Here is a 19,904-nt window from a genome sequence, read left to right on the forward strand (position 1 = left end):
GCAACCTCTTTGCTTTTACAGGAAGTGACAGAACTTACCCACAACGCCCAGTACCACGGTGATGCCAATCAGGCGCAGCGGGCTCCAGCCACGGCGTACCAGCCAGAACATGGTCAGGGTATAGACCAGCGGCAGGAAGGCGGGCATGAGCTTGTCGATGACGTCGGTTTGCAGTTTAACGACCGCATCACCCGCCTTGATTTCGAGCGTAGTGTTCAGGCGTACATAAGTTGCCACCAGTGCGCCAATTACCGTCATCCCGACGATGGAGGCCGCATGACCGACCTTTTTGGTGTTGGCTTTGATCAGCGGAATCGCTGCTACGCCCATTCTGTAAGCGTAGTGCGCCAGGCCAAAACGCAGGCCGAGATGCACCACGTTAAACAGCACGATAAAGACCACCGCGCCAAGAATGGAGCCTTGCAATGCCAGACTGGCACCAATACCACCGCAAATGGGAAGTAAGGTCAGCCAGAACATCGCGTCACCGATACCACCGAGCGGTGCGCCTACGGCAATTTTGGTGCTCTGAATGCTGTTCACATCCTGCTTGGAGCGCTCCATTGCCAGAATGATGCCGATAACAAAGGTCACGAGGAATGGGTGGGTGTTGAAGAAGCCCATGTGACCTTTCATGGCGCGTGCCAGATCCCGCTTGTTGGTGTGGATCTTTTTCAGCGCAGGCAACAGACCATACAACCAGCCGGACGCCTGCATACGTTCGTAGTTGAACGATGCCTGCAGCAGCATAGAGCGCCAGGCGACGCGGTTAATATCTTTTTTCGTCAGCTCGGCACCGATGGTTTGGTCTTCGTAGACGTTTTCATTGACGCCGGTGAGCAGGGTCTCTTCGCTTTCAGAAATACCCGGCAGAGTGGTTTGATTAGATGCCATCTTCGAATTCCTCTTTCTGGGCTGAAGGAGCCGTCGGTTCAGGAGATTTACGCAGCAGGTCGATCAGGGCCATCGCCAGGGCAGCCGCCGCAATGGCCAGCACCGGAAGTTTGAGCCAGGCTGCAGCCACAAAACCGATAATGAAGTACGGGATGTAGACGTTTTTCATCATGATCTTCAGCAACACAGCAAAGCCGATAGCTGGCATGATGCCGCCCGCGACGCCGAGGCCGTCAATCAGACGTTCCGGCAGAACATCAATGGCGGTTTTCGCGTGTTCAGCACCAAAGTAGATCGGCAGGAAAGCGCACAGGAAATAGAAGACGCCGAGCGCCAGCAGTGCCAGATAGTTGACCCGTTCAATACCGCGAGTGTCGGCATTGGCCGCCATACGATCGCAGCGGGACATCACGCCAGACATCACCGAGAACAGGAAAGTGATCCCCATCTGAACGGCAACAGCAAACGGAACGGCGACGCCAACGGCAACATCTGGCTTCACTCCTGTGCTGATGGCAAACGCGGTACCCACGATGGTACCGATAATTACGTTTGGTGGTTGCGCGCCAGCCAGAGGAGCCAGTCCCATCCAGACCAGTTCTAACGTACCGCCAGTCAGAATACCGGTGTGCAGATCGCCCAGGATCAGGCCGACCAGTGGCCCAAGTACCACCGGGCGGTGCATATGTGTTAAGCCGTTAAACATATCCAGGCCGGCGATAAAGGCGAGAATGCCCAGCGCAAAGGCCTGCAACAGACTAATTTCCATTGTGAATCCCTCAGAGCAGTTTAAAGAGATCCAAAGCAGCCTCTGTCGGAACGCCCTGAACGAAGCATTCCACCCCGGCGGTTTTCAGGCCGTTGAACGCAGTGATATCGTTCGCGTCTACAGAGACCGTTTTGGCAATTTGTTGTTTGCCGTTGGCATAATGCATATTTCCTACGTTGATACGGGTGATGGGCACACCGCCCTCAACCAGCGTCAAAAAATCTGTGGGCGATTTACAGACCAGCAGAATTTTCTGGCGATCGGCAGCGCGGTGAATGTTGTCGATCACTTTTTGTAACGACCAGAAGCGCACGGCGATCCCTTCCGCGAGCACCATTTCCATCAGGTTTTGTTGAACCGGATCTTCTGCAACCTCGTCATTCGCCACCAGAACCAGGTTCGCCCCGGCGAATCCAACCCACTGCACACCTACCTGACCGTGAATTAAACGTTCATCAATGCGGCATAAGACAATGTTTGGCATAGCGTTTTCCTCTTTTTTAATTATACGTGTTGAGTCGTTACGCCTTCGCAGGCGGTGTGGTACTGCTGGAGTATGTCCTGAATGTGGTCGATGATGAGTTCCCGAGGTGTTGACTTGAGAGCACCCTCGCGAACTTTGCTGTATTGCAGCGGGAGGTACTGGCTGATCAGCGGCAGCGGAACAGGGTCATCTGCCAGGTTGCGCACCAGTCGCTCGAAGGCATTGTCAATCTGGTTGTCTGGCCAGTAATAACGCACGCGGTCAGAGTAGCTATAGCCACGCGCCAGGCGTCGCGCATTACCGTCACCGTGATAGTGGCTCTGCCAGTATTCCGGGCGATCGAGCATCACGTTTTCCAGCACGTGACGCAGGCCAGAGCTGGCTTTAGCCGGCAACAGTTCCTCTTCAATAGCAGCCAGAGAGAACAGCGCTTCGCGCAGGGCGAAGGTGAGCGCCGGGCCAACTTTCAGGATCGCAAAGTGATCTTTCACCAGTTGGCGCAACGCCTGCGGCGTCTGGTAATCGGTGGAGTGCGCTTCAAACACCAGCGTGTCGTATGCTTCAACCATGTCACTCAGCGCAACGGCTTTGTGTGGCTGATAGTCGCAGATGTGTGCGTGGTCGAACTCTACGCCGGGCTGAACCACCAGGCCAATAATGCGCGGCCAGATGTCGTTTAAGCCTTCCTTTTCAAACGCGTGGCGGTGCGCCTCAAGTGTGGCACGCGCAGCTTCAGGTGTGGTGACGTCGAGTTCGGTCAGCGTCTCATGTGCGCCGCCCGGCACAGGAACCTCAGTGCCGATAACATAGACCAGGTCAGAGACACCAAACTGTTCGCGGCAGGTTGCTTCGGCAATTTTTGCCAGACGTGCTGCGCGTTCGGCGACGATAGCGTCGGTTAAGGGAACCGGATCGTCCTCACAGGACATGCTGCAGTCGAGGTGGATCTTTTTGAATCCGGCTGCGACATAGCTTTTGATCAGATCGTCGGCATTCGCCATCGCCTGAAGCGCAGGCAGGTTTTGCCAGCGGTTTGGGCCAAGATGATCCCCGCCGAAGATCAGCTGTGATGTCGGGAAACCGAGTGACTCCGCCAGCTGGCAGACAAACCCATGGAAATCGGCGGGTGTCATGCCGGTATAACCCCCGAACTGATCCACCTGGTTAGAGGTGGCTTCAATCAACAGCGGCGTATGATGCGAATGGGCGTAACGAATTGCAGCTTCAAGTACCAACGGATGTGCGGAACAGACGGCATAAATCCCGTTTGAATTCCCCCGTTTATGTTGTTCCACCATTTCTGTCAGATGTTTCACTTTCCTCTCCATTTCGGATGGTGATGGTATTCATCTTTCGTTTTGTTTCATTTGATACTGCATTATGGTGTTGTAAAAATAAAACGAAAGATAATAGTTTTCCGATCTGTTTCACAAAAGAAACATAATGAAAGGTTTCAGCGCCGGGAGAAGCGGCTTATGGTGGCCTGACAGGGCTTGCATTCCCGTAAAAGAAAGGCCTTAATAAGTAAAACGAAATGAAACGAAAGTTTATTGATTAAGGAACTCCTATGAGCAGCACCGATTCTTCCGCAGAAAAGCGCATCGTCGGCACCAGTGAAAGGCGAGAACAAATCATTCAGCGGTTGCGGGCGCAGGGAAGTGTACAGGTTAACGATCTTTCGCATTTATACGGCGTGTCGACGGTGACTATCCGCAATGACCTGGCGTTTCTTGAGAAACAAGGCATTGCCGTACGCGCTTATGGTGGCGCGCTGATTTGTGAAGGCAATGTGCCAGGTGCGGAGCCTTCCGTGGAAGACAAAAGCTCGCTGAATACGGCGGTAAAGCGCAGCATCGCGCAGGTGGCTGCCGGGCTGGTGAAGCCTGGGCATCGCATCATTCTGGACTCCGGCACCACGACGTTTGAAATCGCCCGTATGCTTCGTCAGCATACGGATGTGATTGCCATGACCAACGGGATGAACGTGGCGAACGCCTTGCTGGAAGCGGAAGGGGTTGAGTTGCTGATGACCGGCGGGCATTTGCGCCGCCAGTCGCAATCTTTCTATGGCGATCAGGCCGAGCAGTCATTACAGAATTACCACTTTGACCTGCTGTTCCTGGGTGTCGACGCCATCGATCTCGATCGTGGTGTGAGCACACACAATGAGGATGAAGCCCGGCTGAATCGCAAGATGTGCGAGGTAGCAGAGCGGATCATCGTCGTGACCGATTCCAGCAAATTTAACCGCTCCAGTCTGCATAAGATTATTGATACGCAACGGATTGATATGATTATTGTCGATGAAGGGATCCCGGCGGAGAGCCTGGAAGGATTGCGGAAAAGTGGCGTTGAGGTGGTGCTGGTGAAGGGATGATTTTTGGCTCGCCCCAGGAATCTGGTAAAGAAAGTCTTCCTGCCATCAGTGGCGCTCAGACGATAGTGAAGACAGGGATATACACGTAAAGGTGACAGCGGCGGCTAAACCCTCTATACTTCGCGCCGAAGCTGACCAGACAGTCGCCGCTTCGTCGTCGTCCCCTTTCGGGGGGAGACGGGCGGAGGGGAGGAAAGTCCGGGCTCCATAGGGCAGGGTGCCAGGTAACGCCTGGGGGGGAAACCCACGACCAGTGCAACAGAGAGCAAACCGCCGATGGCCTGCGCAAGCAGGATCAGGTAAGGGTGAAAGGGTGCGGTAAGAGCGCACCGCGCGGCTGGTAACAGTCCGTGGCACGGTAAACTCCACCCGGAGCAAGGCCAAATAGGGGTTCACATGGTACGGCCCGTACTGAACCCGGGTAGGCTGCTTGAGCCAGTGAGCGATTGCTGGCCTAGATGAATGACTGTCCACGACAGAACCCGGCTTATCGGTCAGTTTCACTTCTTAAAGAACCCCGCTTCGGCGGGGTTTTTGCTTTTGGTTTTTTGTAGGTTGCGTAAGCGAAGCGCCCCCGGCAATGTTTGCAAACGACATCAATTCTCAATTTTGCGACACTAAGCACATTTCACTATTTTTACCGCGATGGATTTTATTCATCATCCACTGGTGATCGTAATCACAAAATTTCGCACTGAAAAATGGTTATTTTCCAGTGTTCTTTATTTGTTAATAATGTTGCTCTAATGATGTCTGATTTTATCTTATTTGATAAACGTATATTGAATCCAAAAACATTTTCCCAATGAATGTGTGATGTATCCCACTATTTAGACCCGGTCAGTAAACGCGTTGTCAATTTATTTGATAAAACATGAAATTATTTTAATTGCGCGGTGATTATTTATTAGCCTTTAATTGCCTGAAAGATAGTCTTAATTGATATTTTAAAGTGTGAAAGATTCATCGTGGTTATCGCCATAAAATAAATTTATTACTGCTATTTTTGTTGATAAATGTCATTCAAATAATGTATTCGATAATGTTTATGTTGTTGATTTTTATGTTTTTTATTGTGTTTTTTGACGGTGGGTAATGATGCGAAAAGGCAAATTGTGAGTAACAGCACATACCCCCCGAAACAATATTGAGTAGAATCCACCCCGTCATAGGGAAATATACGCAGAATATTATGAACACTATTATTCTACCGAAAACACAGCACCTTGTTGTATTTCAGGAAGTCATTAAAAGTGGCTCCATAGGTTCTGCTGCAAGACAACTGGGGTTGACGCAACCCGCGGTCAGCAAAATTATCAGCGATATCGAATCCTACTTCGGCGTTGAAGTCATGGTGCGGAAAAACACCGGCGTAAAACTGACCGCGGCAGGCCAGGTTCTGCTGTCATACTCTGAGTCGATCACCCGTGAAATGAAAAACATGGTGAGCGAAATTAACAGCCTCAGTTTCAGCACCGTCATGGATGTCTCCTTTGGCTATCCGTCGCTGATTGGCTTCACTTTCCTGTCAGAAATGATCAAAAAATTCAAGGAAGTGTTCCCAAAAGCACGAGTTTCCATGTATGAAGCGCAGCTCTCTTCTTTCCTGCCCGCCATTCGTGATGGTCGACTGGATTTCGCCATTGGCACGCTGAGCGATGAAATGCTGCTGCAGGATCTCCACGTTGAGCCACTGTTTGAATCCGAGTTTGTACTGGTGGCAAGCAAATCACGAACGTGTACCGGATCGACTACATTGGCATCGCTCACGCATGAACAGTGGGTGATGCCGCAAACCGATATGGGCTACTACAAAGAACTTCTGACCACCCTGCAAGACAACCACATCAGCATTGAAAATATCGTCCAGACCGATTCCGTCGTCACCATTTATAACCTTGTCCTGAATGCCGATTACCTGACGGTCATTCCGCGCGACATGATTGCACCGTTCGGTTCTGACCAGTTTATTGTCCTGCCAGTTGAAGATGAATTACCCGTAGCACGGTATGCCGCGGTGTGGTCAAAAAATTATCGTATTAAAAAATCGGCGTCAGTATTAGTTGAACTGGCAAAACAATATTCGTCACTCGACAGTGAAAGACGACGATGATTAATTAATTATCTGATTGACGTTAAATCTCTTAAAAAACACCCAGAGCTTATTTTACCGATGCTCTGATACCCTGACTTTGCCTGAAGAAAACGAATTATTATAACGAGGATATTATGCACATTACCTACGATCTCCCGGTGACAATTGAAGATATTCAGGATGCCAGAAAACGACTGGCGGGAAAAATATATAAAACAGGTATGCCGCGTTCAAATTATCTCAGCGAGCGTTGTAAGGGTGAGATATTCCTGAAATTTGAAAATATGCAGCGTACCGGCTCTTTTAAAATACGCGGTGCGTTTAATAAATTAAGCTCGCTGACCGATGCTGAAAAACGCAAAGGTGTGGTGGCCTGCTCGGCCGGGAACCACGCACAGGGCGTGTCGCTCTCCTGCGCGATGTTGGGTATCGACGGCAAAGTAGTGATGCCGATGGGTGCGCCGAAATCCAAAGTCGCGGCAACCCGTGACTACTCGGCAGAAGTAGTGTTACACGGCGAGAACTTCAATGACACCATCGCTAAAGTGAGCGAAATCGTTGAGATGGAAGGTCGCATTTTTATTCCACCCTATGATGATCCTAAAGTGATTGCAGGCCAGGGCACTATCGGTCTGGAAATTCTCGAAGACTTGTACGACGTTGATAACGTGATTGTGCCCATCGGTGGTGGCGGTTTAATTGCCGGGATTGCGACAGCCATTAAATCCATTAACCCAACCATCAATATTATCGGCGTGCAGTCTGAAAACGTTCACGGCATGGCGGCATCGTATTATGCCGGGGAAATCATGACCCACCGTGTGACGGGAACATTAGCAGACGGTTGCGATGTTTCTCGCCCGGGTAATTTAACCTTCGAAATTGTTCGTGAATTGGTCGATGACATTGTGCTGGTCAGCGAAGACGATATTCGCAACAGCATGATTGCCCTCATTCAGCGAAATAAAGTGGTGACGGAAGGTGCTGGTGCGCTGGCCTGTGCCGCGTTATTAAGCGGCAAGCTCGACCACTATATTCAGGGGCGTAAAACCGTCAGCATTATTTCCGGCGGCAATATCGATCTCTCCCGTGTTTCCCAAATCACCGGCTTCGTTGACGCATAAGGATGACCTATGAGCAACACTGAAAGCATTATCGTTGGCCAGACAAAAACGTCGACCTGGCGTAAGTCTGATACCACCTGGACGCTCGGCCTGTTTGGTACCGCAATCGGTGCCGGTGTGCTGTTCTTCCCTATTCGTGCAGGCTTTGGCGGCTTGATCCCTATCCTGCTGATGCTGCTTCTCGCGTTCCCAATTGCGTTTTACTGCCACCGTGCGCTGGCCCGTCTGTGTCTGTCCGGGAGCAACGTCTCCGGAAATATCACCGAAACGGTGGAGGAGCACTTTGGTAAGACCGGTGGGGTGGTGATCACCTTCCTCTACTTCTTTGCGATTTGCCCACTGCTGTGGATTTACGGTGTCACCATTACCAACACCTTCATGACCTTCTGGGAAAACCAGCTCCAGATGCCAGCGCTGAACCGTGGCTTTGTGGCACTGTTCCTGCTGCTACTAATGGCCTTTGTCATCTGGTTCGGTAAAGACCTGATGGTGAAGGTGATGAGCTTCCTGGTGTTCCCGTTTATCGCCAGTCTGGTGCTGATTTCCCTGTCGCTGATCCCTTACTGGAACTCCGCAGTTATCGACCAGGTCAACCTGAGCGATATCACCTTCACCGGCCATGACGGCATTCTGGTGACGGTCTGGCTGGGGATTTCCATCATGGTCTTCTCCTTTAACTTCTCACCTATCGTCTCCTCATTTGTGGTCTCTAAACGTGAAGAGTACGAGCCGGAGTTTGGTAAAGAGTTCACCGAACAGAAATGTTCCAAAATCATTGGTCGCGCCAGTATGCTGATGGTGGCGGTGGTGATGTTCTTCGCCTTTAGCTGCCTGTTTACGCTCTCTCCGCAGAACATGGCGGACGCCAAAGCGCAGAACATTCCGGTACTTTCTTACCTGGCGAACCACTTCGCATCGATGTCGGGTACCAAATCTACGTTCGCTACGATTCTGGAATATGGTGCATCCATTATCGCGCTGGTCGCTATCTTCAAATCTTTCTTCGGCCACTACCTGGGCACCCTGGAAGGGTTGAACGGCTTGATCCTCAAGTTTGGTTACAAGGGTGATAAGAAGAAAGTCTCCCTTCGCAAACTGAACACCATCAGCATGATTTTCATCATGGGTTCGACCTGGGTTGTGGCATATGCCAACCCGAACATTCTCGACCTTATCGAAGCTATGGGCGCACCAATTATCGCTTCTCTGCTGTGCCTGCTGCCGATGTATGCCATCCGTAAGGCACCGGCGCTGGCGAAATACAAAGGCAGAACCGAGAACATCTTCGTCACGGTTGTCGGCCTGCTGACCATCCTGAATATCGTTTACAAACTGTTCTAAATCATTGCTCAGGAAGAGCGGAGTAACACCATGATTGAGTTTCCGGTTGTACTGGTTATTAACTGTGGATCGTCCTCTGTTAAGTTTTCGGTACTCGATGCCAGCAACTGTGATGCCCTGATGACGGGGATTGCAGACGGTATCAACACTGAAAAAGCCTTTATTTCCGTGAATGGGGGTGAGCCAGTCACGCTGGCTCACCATGACTACGAAGGGGCGCTGGCTGCCATCGCCCTGGAGCTGGAGAAACGCGACCTGATGAGCAGCGTGGCCTTAATTGGCCACCGCATTGCCCACGGAGGCGAACTTTTCAGCGAGTCGACCCTTATCACTGAACAGGTTATCGAACAGATCCGCCAGGTTTCCCCACTGGCTCCATTGCACAACTACGCCAACCTAAGCGGTGTGGAAGCCGCAGAGCGCCTGTTCCCGGGCATTCAGCAGGTGGCGGTGTTTGACACCAGCTTCCACCAGACGCTGCCGCCGCATGCCTGGCTGTACGGGTTGCCGTACCGCTATTTTGAAGAGCTTGGCGTGCGTCGCTACGGTTTCCACGGCACGTCTCACCGCTACGTTTCCGGGCAGGCACATTCGTTGCTTGGGCTTTCGCCTGAGGACAGCGGGCTGGTGATTGCTCACCTCGGCAACGGGGCGTCCATCTGCGCGGTGCGCAACGGCGAAAGCGTGGATACCTCAATGGGGATGACGCCGCTGGAAGGACTGGTGATGGGCACGCGTTGTGGCGATGTGGATTTTGGTGCGATGGCGTGGATTGCTCAGCAGACCGGCCAGTCGTTCGAGGATCTGGAACGCGTGGTCAACAAAGAGTCTGGCCTGCTTGGGATCTCCGGGCTTTCCTCTGATTTACGAACCCTGGAAAAAGCCTGGCATGAAGGTCATCAGCGCGCGCAGCTCGCAATCCGCACCTTTGTGCACCGTATTGCGCGGCATATTGCTGGTCACGCGGCATCGCTGCACCGTCTGGATGGTGTGGTATTTACTGGCGGCATTGGTGAGAACTCAAAACTTATTCGCGGGCTAGTGGCTGAGCACCTGAAGGTTTTTGGTATCACCGTGGATGAAGCCAAAAACGCTCTGCCAGGCAGCGCGGGTGAGCGCGTGATTACCACCGATTCGTCCCGCGTGGCCTGCGCGGTGATCCCAACCAACGAAGAAAAAATGATCGCACTGGACGCCCTCCGTCTTGGGAAGGTCACACCGGCTGCGGCTTACGCCTGATAAAGCGAGAATGTCATGAAAGTAACTATTGATACAGGCGTCGCGCCTTATAGCGACGCATGGGCCGGGTTTCGCGGTGAAGAATGGAAAGACGCCGTTAACGTGCGCGATTTTATTCAGCGTAACTACACCCCTTATGAAGGCGATGAAGCTTTCCTCGCGCAGGCGACGCCTGCAACGACGGCGCTGTGGCAAAAGGTGATGGTTGGCATTCGCCAGGAGAATGCCACCCACGCCCCGGTGGATTTTGACACGAACGTTGCCACCACCATTACTGCCCACGGGCCCGGGTATATCGACGAAGGGCTGGAGACGATCGTCGGCCTGCAAACCGATAAACCGCTCAAGCGTGCCCTGCATCCGTACGGTGGGATCAACATGATCCGCAGCTCCTTCGAAGCCTATGGCCGTGAGATGGATCCGCAGTTTGAATACCTGTTCACTGACCTGCGTAAAACCCACAACCAGGGCGTGTTTGACGTCTACTCACCGGAGATGATGCGCTGTCGTAAATCGGGCATATTGACCGGCTTGCCGGACGGCTACGGACGAGGGCGTATCATCGGTGATTACCGCCGCGTGGCGTTGTATGGCATCAGCTATCTGGTACGCGAGCGTGAACTTCAGTTTGCCGATCTTCAGCCGAAGCTGGAGCGTGGTGAGGATCTGGAAGCCACGATCCGCCTGCGCGAAGAGCTGGCGGAACATAAGCGTGCGCTGCTGCAGATCCAGCAGATGGCATCGAACTATGGCTTTGATATTTCACGCCCGGCAATGAACGCCCAGGAGGCGGTGCAGTGGGTTTACTTTGCCTACCTTGCTGCCGTGAAATCACAAAACGGCGGGGCGATGTCACTGGGGCGTACTGCCTCCTTCCTTGATATCTACATTGAACGTGATATGCAGGCCGGACGCCTGAATGAGGCACAGGCGCAGGAACTGATCGACCACTTCATTATGAAGATCCGCATGGTGCGCTTCCTGCGTACGCCGGAGTTCGACACGCTCTTCTCCGGCGATCCGATCTGGGCAACGGAAGTGATTGGCGGTATGGGGCTGGATGGCCGCACGCTGGTGACGAAGAACAGTTTCCGTTATCTGCATACGTTACACACGATGGGGCCTGCACCGGAGCCCAACCTGACGATCCTCTGGTCCGAACAACTGCCTATCGCCTTCAAAAAATATGCTGCACAGATGTCTATCGTGACCTCGTCTCTGCAGTATGAGAACGACGATCTGATGCGTGTGGATTTCAACAGCGATGACTATGCCATTGCCTGCTGCGTCAGCCCGATGGTGATCGGCAAGCAAATGCAGTTCTTTGGTGCGCGAGCCAACCTCGCGAAAACGCTGCTGTACGCGATTAACGGCGGGGTGGATGAGAAGCTGAAGATCCAGGTCGGGCCGAAAACCGAGCCGTTGATGGACGATGTGCTGGATTACGACACTGTGATGGCAAGTCTCGATCACTTTATGGACTGGCTGGCGGTGCAGTACATCAGCGCGCTGAATCTCATTCACTATATGCATGATAAATACAGCTACGAAGCTTCATTAATGGCGCTGCACGACCGGGACGTTTACCGCACGATGGCCTGCGGTATCGCCGGGCTGTCAGTGGCGGCAGATTCGCTGTCGGCCATTAAATATGCGACGGTGAAGCCGGTGCGTGACCATACCGGTCTGGCGGTCGATTTCGTGATTGAAGGAGACTACCCGCAGTACGGTAACAACGATGACCGCGTGGACAGCATTGCCTGTGACCTGGTAGAGCGCTTTATGAAGAAAATTCAGGCGCTGCCAACCTACCGTAACGCAGTGCCGACCCAGTCGATCCTGACCATCACCTCGAACGTGGTCTACGGTCAGAAGACCGGGAACACACCGGATGGACGTCGGGGCGGCACACCGTTCGCGCCGGGGGCAAACCCGATGCACGGGCGTGACAGGAAAGGGGCAGTGGCCTCGTTAACCTCGGTCGCTAAGCTGCCGTTCACCTACGCGAAAGACGGTATCTCCTATACCTTCTCGATTGTGCCGCAGGCGCTGGGTAAAGATGAGATGGTACGTAAAGCCAACCTGGTGGGGCTGCTGGACGGTTACTTCCACCATGAAGCCGCCATCGAGGGTGGGCAGCACCTGAACGTCAACGTCATGAACCGGGAAATGCTGCTGGATGCCATTGAACATCCTGAAAATTATCCGAACCTGACCATTCGCGTTTCAGGGTATGCGGTACGGTTTAATGCGCTTACGCGCGAGCAGCAGCAGGACGTGATTTCGAGGACGTTTACCCAGTCGATCTGACGTAAGTCAGGCACCATGCCCCCTTCCAGTCAGGGGGCATTTTTTTGCCCGCTAAACATACAAAATTGTTTATATAATTACTCACACATATTCATCCGCTCTTGAAAAACAATACTCCTGCTTTTTCCTATAACAGAATGTAAGGACAGTAAGATGATGAAAATGACCCGTATTACTTTGGTTGCTGCGTCACTGGCGGTGTGCAGTTTTACAGCGCAGGCGGCTAATGTTGAAGCTGCCCCATCACCGTCGCAGGATCCGCTGGTACAACACCTGAAGCTGAGTAACGAGCAGGTGAAGAAAATCGAAGACCTGCATAAGACGCTGGAACAAAACGTCAGTAAGATCCCGATGACCGGTGTAAAAGATGGCGCGTTGATTGACATGTTCCAGGCCGGAAAATGGGATGAAAGTACGGTGAAAAACCAGCTTGCCGCCTTCAGCAAAATTGAAGAGCAGACCCGCTATTACCGTGTGAAATACTACTTCGACGTAAGCCAGGTGCTGACGCCGGAACAGCGCAAACAGGTGAAAACCGATATGGCTAACGCGCTGGCCGACTGATGTGATGCCCGCGCGTGGCGCGGGTTTTTATTTCTTGATCGTCATCACTTTTAGAAAAAATACGTCCTTTCCACTTATAAAGAAGTAAATTTTCCTCCCATAACAGAAAGTCCTTATAAAAATTGTGACTTTTTTCTCCCTCTCTCCGGATATGATCTTTTCACTCCAATAACAACTACCTGCAGCAACCTGGCTCACAATCGCTGGTGAACAGAACCTCATAAAAATAACGGTTTACCCTACACAAAATAAGCGAGTGCCTTATGGATACGGCAACAAACAGCAGTGTGATTGTGAATGATTCCCCCGCGGCAAGGCGGGCAGGGATGAGTGAAAGTGAATGGCTGGAAGCCATTAAATTCGACAGCACCGACACGGGCTGGGTCATCATGAGTATCGGGATGGCCATCGGCGCGGGGATTGTTTTTCTCCCGGTGCAGGTTGGCTTAATGGGACTGTGGGTGTTTTTACTCTCGTCGATAATTGGTTATCCGGCCATGTACCTGTTCCAGCGCCTGTTTATTAATACGCTGGCGGAATCACCGGAATGCAAAGATTACCCGAGCGTTATTAGCGGCTATTTGGGTAAAAACTGGGGCATCTTATTAGGGGCGCTCTATTTCGTGATGCTGGTGATCTGGATGTTTGTCTATTCCACCGCCATCACTAACGACAGCGCCTCCTATTTGCACACCTTTGGCGTGACAGACGGTTTGCTTTCTGAAAACCCGTTCTACGGTCTATTCCTGATCTGTATTCTGGTGGCAATCTCTTCGCGTGGTGAAAAGCTGCTGTTTAAAGTTTCCAGCCTGATGGTGCTCACTAAGCTGTTTGTGGTGGCAGCACTGGGGTTATCGATGATTGGCCTCTGGCATTTAGCCAATGTGGGCATGCTGCCGCCGATGGGGCTGCTGGTGAAAAATGCCATTATTACGCTGCCTTTTACCTTAACCTCGATCCTCTTTATTCAGACATTAAGCCCGATGGTTATTTCCTATCGTTCACGGGAAAAATCCGTCGAGGTCGCGAGACATAAAGCCCTGCGGGCGATGAACATTGCCTTCGGCGTGCTGTTTGTGACGGTCTTCTTCTACGCGGTCTCCTTCACCCTGGCGATGGGCCATGACGAAGCGGTCAAAGCCTATGAGCAAAATATTTCGGCACTGGCGATCGCGGCACAGTTTATCAGTGGTGATGGTGCAGGTTGGGTCAAAATCGTCAGCGTGATCCTCAATATTTTCGCGGTGATGACCGCCTTCTTCGGTGTGTATCTTGGCTTCCGCGAGGCAACGCAGGGCATTGTGATGAACATCCTGCGCCGCAAAATGCCAGTAGAGAAAATCAATGAAGGTACCGTACAGCGCGGCATCATGTTGTTCGCCATCCTGCTGGCCTGGAGCGCGATTGTGTTAAACGCGCCAGTGCTGAGCTTTACCTCCATTTGTAGCCCTATTTTCGGGATGGTGGGTTGTTTAATTCCAGCGTGGCTGGTCTACAAAGTCCCTGCATTGCACAAATATAAAGGCGTGTCGCTGGTGATTATTGTTATTACCGGACTGCTGCTTTGTGTTTCTCCTTTCCTCGCATTTTCCTGAGGTGTAATTAAGGTCGTAACGATGTCTGAGCAAACTAATCCTTTATGGAACCATTTTATTCGCGCGGTGCAGGAAGAGGTAAAACCTGCTCTGGGGTGTACTGAGCCGATCTCTCTGGCGCTGGCATGTGCCACTGCTGCTGAGCTGCTGCCCGGTAAGGTGACGAAAATTGAGGCGTGGGTATCACCGAACCTCATGAAAAACGGGCTTGGCGTAACGGTACCGGGTACCGGCATGGTTGGGTTACCTATCGCGGCGGCACTGGGGGCAACGGGCGGTCATGCACAGGCTGGGCTGGAAGTGTTGAAAGGTGCCTCAACCGAGGCGCTGGCACAGGCTAAAGCTCTGCTGAACGAGGGAAAGGTGCAGGTGAAACTGCAGGAGCCTTGCGATGAGATCCTCTATTCCCGCGCCTGTGTGTACGCCGGAGATGCCTCGGCAATGGTGACCATCGCCGGGGGACATACGCGGATTGTGGAGATCCTCTGCCAGGGCGAAACCCGCTTTATCCTTGATGAACAGCCGCAGAACGCTGACAGCGATCCCCTGGCGGTGCTCTCGCACGCCACGCTTTTACAGATCATCGAGTTTGTGGAGCAGGTTCCCTTTGAGGCTATCCGCTTTATTCTGCAGGCGGCACAGCTGAATGATGCCCTTTCCCGCGAAGGGTTAAGCGGAAACTGGGGGCTCCACATTGGTGCGACGCTGCATAAACAGCGCTCGCGTGGATGGGTGGCTCAGGATGTGGGTTCAGACATTGTCATCCGCACCAGTGCGGCTTCGGATGCCCGCATGGGCGGGGCGGTACTCCCGGCAATGAGTAACTCCGGTTCGGGTAATCAGGGGATCACGGCAACGCTGCCCGTGGTTGTCGTGGCTGAACATATTCAGGCCGATGACGAAAAACTGGCGCGGGCGCTGATGCTCTCCCATCTGTCGGCAATCTATATCCATTACCAGCTTCCGCGGTTGTCGGCGCTGTGTGCGGCCACTACCGCCGGGATGGGGTCTGCTGCAGGGATGGCGTGGCTGATGGGCGGGGGGTATCAGACAATCTCGATGGCGATTAGCAGTATGATCGGCGATGTCAGCGGGATGATCTGCGACGGTGCCTCCAACAGCTGTGCGATGAAGGTTTCTACCAGCGTTGCAAGTGCCTGGAAAGCGGTGATGATGGCGCTGGATGATACTGCGGTGACGGGCAACGAAGGGATTGTGGCACATAACGTGGAGCAGTCTATCGCCAACCTGTGTGCGCTGGCGTGCCGCTCGATGCAGGCTACGGATAAGCAGATAATTGAAATCATGGCGAGTAAGGTGTAGCGAGTTTCCCCTCGCCTTAACCCTCTCCCCAAAGGGGAGAGGGTTAAGGTTTTTATTAAACCGGCAAATCAATCAACAGCGCGCGCAGCGGTGTGTCGGCCACCAGGGTAATATTCGCTTCATCGCGAATAAATGCGCCATCACCGCAGGTCAGCGCTTCTTTCTCTTCCGTGTGCGTCACCGCATGCACTGTGCCGTGAATCGACTGCAAATAGGCTCGTGGGCCGTGAAGCTGGAAGCTGGCCTGCTCGCCTTCCTTCAGTTCGATATGGTGCAGCCACACCTGCTGACGCAGTTGCAAGCTGCCTTTGCTGCCATCGGGTGATGCAATCAGCTGCTGTTTATCGTTCGTCAGATCTATCTTTTGCACTGGCGGGTTTTCCCGCTCAGGGCAGGCATCCAGCCACAGCTGCATACGGGTCAGTGTTTTCTCTTTGCTGAGGTTATGCTCGCTGTAGCTCATACCAGGCTGTGTGGAAATTAATAATGCTTCGCCAGCCTTTGCCTGGACATGATTGCCCTCGCTATCGCGGTATTCTGCCTCGCCTTCCAGGATCAGGTTCAGGATATCGACTTTCGGGTACGTACGCGGCTGGAAGGCACTGCCCGGGGCGAGCACCTCCTGATTCAACACGCGCAATGAGGCGTAACCGAGGAGTTTCGGGTCAAAGTAATGTCCAAAGGAAAAGGTGTAGCGGGCCTGCAGCCAACCGAAATCGGCTTGTCCGCACTGTTTAGCTGTTCTTGTCGTAATCATAAACTTGACCTCTCTTTACACTAAAACAATGGTAAAGGTATGGACGCTTCATTGTTAGCCAGATATTCTGCCGGGTATGTTCAAATTTCCTGAATGAGAACGAGATGGCTAAAGAGAGAGCATTGACGCTTGAGGCGCTTCGCGTCATGGACGCAATTGACCGACGCGGCAGTTTTGCTGCGGCGGCAGATGAACTGGGGCGCGTTCCATCTGCGCTGAGCTACACGATGCAGAAGCTGGAGGAAGAGCTGGATGTGGTGCTCTTTGACCGCTCCGGTCATCGAACAAAATTCACCAACGTTGGCCGGATGCTGCTGGAGCGCGGTCGTGTGCTGCTGGAAGCGGCAGACAAACTGACTACCGACGCCGAAGCGCTGGCGCGCGGCTGGGAAACCCATCTGACGCTGGTTACCGAAGCACTGGTACCGACCGAGGCGCTGTTCCCACTGGTGAACCGGCTGGCAGATAAAGCCAACACCCAGTTGTCGATCATCACGGAAGTGCTGGCGGGAGCCTGGGAGCGCCTGGAGACGGGCAGGGCGGATATCGTTATTGCGCCGGACATGCACTTCCGTTCGTCGTCTGAAATTAACTCCCGCAAGCTCTACAGCGTGATGAACGTTTATGTTGCCGCACCAGATCACCCCATTCACCAGGAGCCAGAGCCGCTTTCAGAAGTCACGCGCGTGAAGTATCGCGGTGTGGCGGTGGCGGATACGGCCCGTGAGCGCCCGGTATTAACGGTACAGCTGCTGGATAAACAGCCGCGTCTGACGGTAACGTCCCTGGAAGATAAGCGCCAGGCGCTACTTGCCGGGCTGGGTGTGGCGACGATGCCTTACCCGTTTGTTGAAAAAGACATTGCTGAAGGGCGGCTGCGTGTGGTGAGTCCGGAATACACCAGTGAAGTGGATATCATCATGGCGTGGCGGCGCGACAGTATGGGTGAAGCCAAGTCGTGGTGTCTGAGAGAAATACCGAAGCTCTTTGCGCATCACAACAAATAAGCGTGCAGGCCCGGTAAGCGTAAGCGCCACCGGGCATCATGCTATGCGCTGATCTTAGAGTCAGGCCCAAAGCGGTTTTCACCTGGCGTGCCGGACTGACAGTTGAAGATCAAAATGATGATCCAGCCCACAACCGGGATCAACACCAGCAGTAGCCACCAGGCCGAACGATCGGTGTCGTGTAGCCGTCGGAACAGTACCGCCCATGATGGCAGCAAAACCAGCAGACCATAAATGGTGGTGAGCACGCCTTCGCCTCCCGCCCGTTCCCAGCCGAGAATTTTATCGACGATACTCAGCACGACGATAAGGATGAAGTTCACCAGAACGAACATCCAGTACTCTTTGCGGCGGGCGCGGCCACCAAATCCAATGTAGTTGCGCAGTACTTTTAGATACCAGTCCATTTTCCTTGCCTCAATAGTCAGACAATCACTTGTTTTGTAAGCAATCAAAGTAAGGATAGATGGGGATTGTGAATTAAAAAAGGGCATCAATTGATGCCCTGAATATTTATCTGAAACGGACGTCCCGGCCGTGCGGTTCATCCAGATCCTGCCACGGGCCAATGGAGATAATGCCCGTCGGGTTAATGGTTTTATGGCTGCGGAAATAGTGGGTGCGGATATGGTCAAAATTGACCGTTTCGGCAATGCCCGGCATCTGGTAGATGTCACGCAGGAAACCATACAGGTTCATGTAATCACTGATGCGATGCTTATCGCACTTAAAGTGGGTGACATACACCGGATCAAAACGCACCAGCGTAGTCCACAGGCGGATGTCCGCTTCTGTCAGACGATCGCCCGTCAGATAGCGGTGCTGGCCGAGGATCTGCTCCAGACGACCCAGCGATTCAAACACTTTCCCGACCGCTTCGTCGTAGGCTTCCTGGCTGGTGGCAAAACCGGCTTTGTACACGCCGTTGTTGACGTTGTCGTAGATCCAGCTGTTCAGCGAGTCAATCTTATCGCGCAGCTCAACCGGATAGTAATCCCCGGCGCGGGCACCGTGGGCATCAAATGCGGTGTTGAACATGCGGATGATTTCCGCTGACTCATTGCTGACGATAGTCTGATTTTTTTTGTCCCACAGAACCGGCACGGTAACGCGCCCGGTGTAGTGCGGGTCAGCGCGCAGATAGAGCTGGTAGAGAAAATCGTGGTGATAAAGGTCATCGCCCGTCGCGGCAGGGAAATCACTGTCAAACGTCCAGCCGTTTTCCAGCATCAGCGGGTTCACGACGGAAACCGGAATTAAGGACTCCAGGCCTTTAAGCTTACGTATAATCAGGGTGCGGTGTGCCCACGGGCAGGCGAGGGAAACATAGAGGTGATAACGGTCTTTCTCAGCCGCAAAACCCCCTTCGCCACCTGGACCCGGGGCTCCATCAGCGGTCAGCCAGTTGCGGAAGACCGAAACAGAGCGTCTGAAGCGTCCGCCGGTGGATTTGGTGTCATACCAGACATCCTGCCAGACGCCGTCTACGAGTTGTCCCATTTTTCTTTCCTCCGTCAGATAAGCAAAAGCGAGGAGATGTCTCCTCGCTTTGTTCATTGATTATAGCGTGCTTACCATTTCTTATTCAGAACGCGGTCAATGCTGTATGCGCCTGGGCCCGTCACTGCCAGCAGCAGGAAACCGCCTGCGATGGTCAGGTTTTTCATGAACATCAGGGAGTTCACGCCTTCCGCAAAGTTGCTGTGGAAGAGGAACGCCGTCAGCACGGTGAAACCTGCAGTAAACAGTGCCGTGGTACGGGTCAGGAAGCCGAACAACACTGCCAGGCCGCCGCCGAACTCAAGCAGGATGGTCAGTGGCAGCAGGAACCCCGGCACGCCCATTGCTTCCATGTATTGTTGGGTACCCGCATAACCGGTGATTTTGCCCCAACCTGCAACGATGAACAGAATTGGCATCAGAATGCGTGCTACCAGTACACCAACATCTTCTAATTTTTTCATTTTACTCTCCAGGAAACCACATCAGCGGCTGAACTTCATTTGTGTGCAAATTCGGGTAGAT

The 19,904-nt window shown here is 52.9% G+C and carries 18 protein-coding genes and 1 other RNA gene; 11 read left to right on the forward strand and 8 right to left on the reverse strand.

What is annotated here, in order from left to right; all coding sequences use genetic code 11:
• Positions 1-15: 15 nt before the first annotated feature.
• Genes agaE through kbaZ form a run of 4 tightly spaced genes read right to left on the reverse strand, consistent with a single transcriptional unit; the run spans position 16 to position 3,475 of the window.
• On the reverse strand, positions 16-894 hold the full coding sequence (gene agaE, locus ACHHZ6_RS06355) for a PTS N-acetylgalactosamine transporter subunit IID (RefSeq protein ID WP_182272739.1): 879 nt from the start codon (positions 892-894) through the stop codon (positions 16-18).
• Positions 884-1,663 (reverse strand): PTS N-acetylgalactosamine transporter subunit IIC, encoded by a 780-nt coding sequence (gene agaW, locus ACHHZ6_RS06360; RefSeq protein ID WP_182272738.1) that lies wholly within the window; start codon positions 1,661-1,663, stop codon positions 884-886. The genes agaE and agaW overlap by 11 nt, the downstream gene beginning before the upstream one ends.
• 10 nt (positions 1,664-1,673) lie before the next feature.
• A complete protein-coding gene (gene agaV / locus ACHHZ6_RS06365; RefSeq protein ID WP_182272737.1) occupies positions 1,674-2,147 on the reverse strand; it encodes a PTS N-acetylgalactosamine transporter subunit IIB in 474 nt (157 codons plus the stop codon).
• Positions 2,148-2,167: 20 nt separating this feature from the next.
• A complete protein-coding gene (gene kbaZ, locus ACHHZ6_RS06370) occupies positions 2,168-3,475 on the reverse strand; it encodes a tagatose-bisphosphate aldolase subunit KbaZ (protein ID WP_182918992.1) in 1,308 nt (435 codons plus the stop codon).
• Positions 3,476-3,714: 239 nt separating this feature from the next.
• Between kbaZ and ACHHZ6_RS06375 the strand changes: the two genes are divergently transcribed.
• The 10 genes from ACHHZ6_RS06375 to ACHHZ6_RS06420 all read left to right on the forward strand — a co-directional run bounded on the left by ACHHZ6_RS06375 (position 3,715) and on the right by ACHHZ6_RS06420 (position 16,115).
• Positions 3,715-4,524: a DeoR family transcriptional regulator gene (locus ACHHZ6_RS06375; RefSeq protein ID WP_182272735.1), complete on the forward strand. Its 810-nt coding sequence runs from the start codon at positions 3,715-3,717 to the stop codon at positions 4,522-4,524.
• 127 nt (positions 4,525-4,651) lie between these two features.
• Positions 4,652-5,030: RNase P RNA component class A (rnpB, locus tag ACHHZ6_RS06380), an RNA gene on the forward strand.
• Positions 5,031-5,716: 686 nt separating this feature from the next.
• Positions 5,717-6,637, forward strand: a complete 921-nt coding sequence (gene tdcA, locus ACHHZ6_RS06385) for a transcriptional regulator TdcA (RefSeq protein WP_182918991.1) — start codon at positions 5,717-5,719, stop codon at positions 6,635-6,637.
• Between the two features lie 116 nt (positions 6,638-6,753).
• Positions 6,754-7,743 carry a bifunctional threonine ammonia-lyase/L-serine ammonia-lyase TdcB gene (tdcB, locus tag ACHHZ6_RS06390; RefSeq protein ID WP_182272732.1) on the forward strand — a complete coding sequence of 330 codons (990 nt, stop codon included), beginning with the start codon at positions 6,754-6,756 and terminating at the stop codon, positions 7,741-7,743.
• 9 nt (positions 7,744-7,752) lie between these two features.
• Positions 7,753-9,084, forward strand: a complete 1,332-nt coding sequence (tdcC, locus tag ACHHZ6_RS06395) for a threonine/serine transporter TdcC (protein WP_182272731.1) — start codon at positions 7,753-7,755, stop codon at positions 9,082-9,084.
• Between the two features lie 30 nt (positions 9,085-9,114).
• Positions 9,115-10,323: a propionate kinase gene (tdcD, locus tag ACHHZ6_RS06400; protein ID WP_182272730.1), complete on the forward strand. Its 1,209-nt coding sequence runs from the start codon at positions 9,115-9,117 to the stop codon at positions 10,321-10,323.
• Positions 10,324-10,338: 15 nt separating this feature from the next.
• Complete coding sequence (gene pflB / locus ACHHZ6_RS06405; protein WP_182272729.1) at positions 10,339-12,633, forward strand: formate C-acetyltransferase; 2,295 nt, start codon at positions 10,339-10,341, stop codon at positions 12,631-12,633.
• Positions 12,634-12,786: 153 nt separating this feature from the next.
• Positions 12,787-13,197: a Spy/CpxP family protein refolding chaperone gene (locus tag ACHHZ6_RS06410; RefSeq protein WP_182272728.1), complete on the forward strand. Its 411-nt coding sequence runs from the start codon at positions 12,787-12,789 to the stop codon at positions 13,195-13,197.
• A gap of 263 nt (positions 13,198-13,460) precedes the next feature.
• Positions 13,461-14,792, forward strand: coding sequence for an amino acid permease (locus ACHHZ6_RS06415; protein ID WP_182272727.1), 1,332 nt, complete (start codon positions 13,461-13,463; stop codon positions 14,790-14,792).
• Positions 14,793-14,813: 21 nt separating this feature from the next.
• On the forward strand, positions 14,814-16,115 hold the full coding sequence (locus tag ACHHZ6_RS06420; protein ID WP_395121924.1) for a serine dehydratase subunit alpha family protein: 1,302 nt from the start codon (positions 14,814-14,816) through the stop codon (positions 16,113-16,115).
• Between the two features lie 55 nt (positions 16,116-16,170).
• Here ACHHZ6_RS06420 and ACHHZ6_RS06425 read toward each other — a convergent pair whose 3' ends face one another.
• Positions 16,171-16,872: a pirin family protein gene (locus tag ACHHZ6_RS06425; protein WP_182272725.1), complete on the reverse strand. Its 702-nt coding sequence runs from the start codon at positions 16,870-16,872 to the stop codon at positions 16,171-16,173.
• A gap of 104 nt (positions 16,873-16,976) precedes the next feature.
• Between ACHHZ6_RS06425 and ACHHZ6_RS06430 the strand changes: the two genes are divergently transcribed.
• Positions 16,977-17,879, forward strand: coding sequence for a LysR family transcriptional regulator (locus ACHHZ6_RS06430; protein WP_014171734.1), 903 nt, complete (start codon positions 16,977-16,979; stop codon positions 17,877-17,879).
• Between the two features lie 41 nt (positions 17,880-17,920).
• Here the strand turns inward: ACHHZ6_RS06430 and ACHHZ6_RS06435 are convergent, their stop codons facing one another.
• The 3 genes from ACHHZ6_RS06435 to ACHHZ6_RS06445 all read right to left on the reverse strand — a co-directional run bounded on the left by ACHHZ6_RS06435 (position 17,921) and on the right by ACHHZ6_RS06445 (position 19,843).
• The gene (locus ACHHZ6_RS06435; RefSeq protein WP_182272724.1) at positions 17,921-18,286 is read right to left on the reverse strand and encodes a DUF805 domain-containing protein; all 366 of its coding nucleotides are present in this window, start codon (positions 18,284-18,286) and stop codon (positions 17,921-17,923) included.
• 106 nt (positions 18,287-18,392) lie between these two features.
• Positions 18,393-19,379: a glutathione S-transferase family protein gene (locus tag ACHHZ6_RS06440; RefSeq protein WP_182918989.1), complete on the reverse strand. Its 987-nt coding sequence runs from the start codon at positions 19,377-19,379 to the stop codon at positions 18,393-18,395.
• Between the two features lie 71 nt (positions 19,380-19,450).
• Positions 19,451-19,843: a DoxX family protein gene (locus tag ACHHZ6_RS06445; RefSeq protein ID WP_182272722.1), complete on the reverse strand. Its 393-nt coding sequence runs from the start codon at positions 19,841-19,843 to the stop codon at positions 19,451-19,453.
• Positions 19,844-19,904 lie beyond the last annotated feature (61 nt).

The sequence above is a fragment of the Enterobacter cloacae complex sp. 2024EL-00214 genome (assembly GCF_043945575.1).
Lineage (GTDB): Bacteria > Pseudomonadota > Gammaproteobacteria > Enterobacterales > Enterobacteriaceae > Enterobacter > Enterobacter cloacae_P.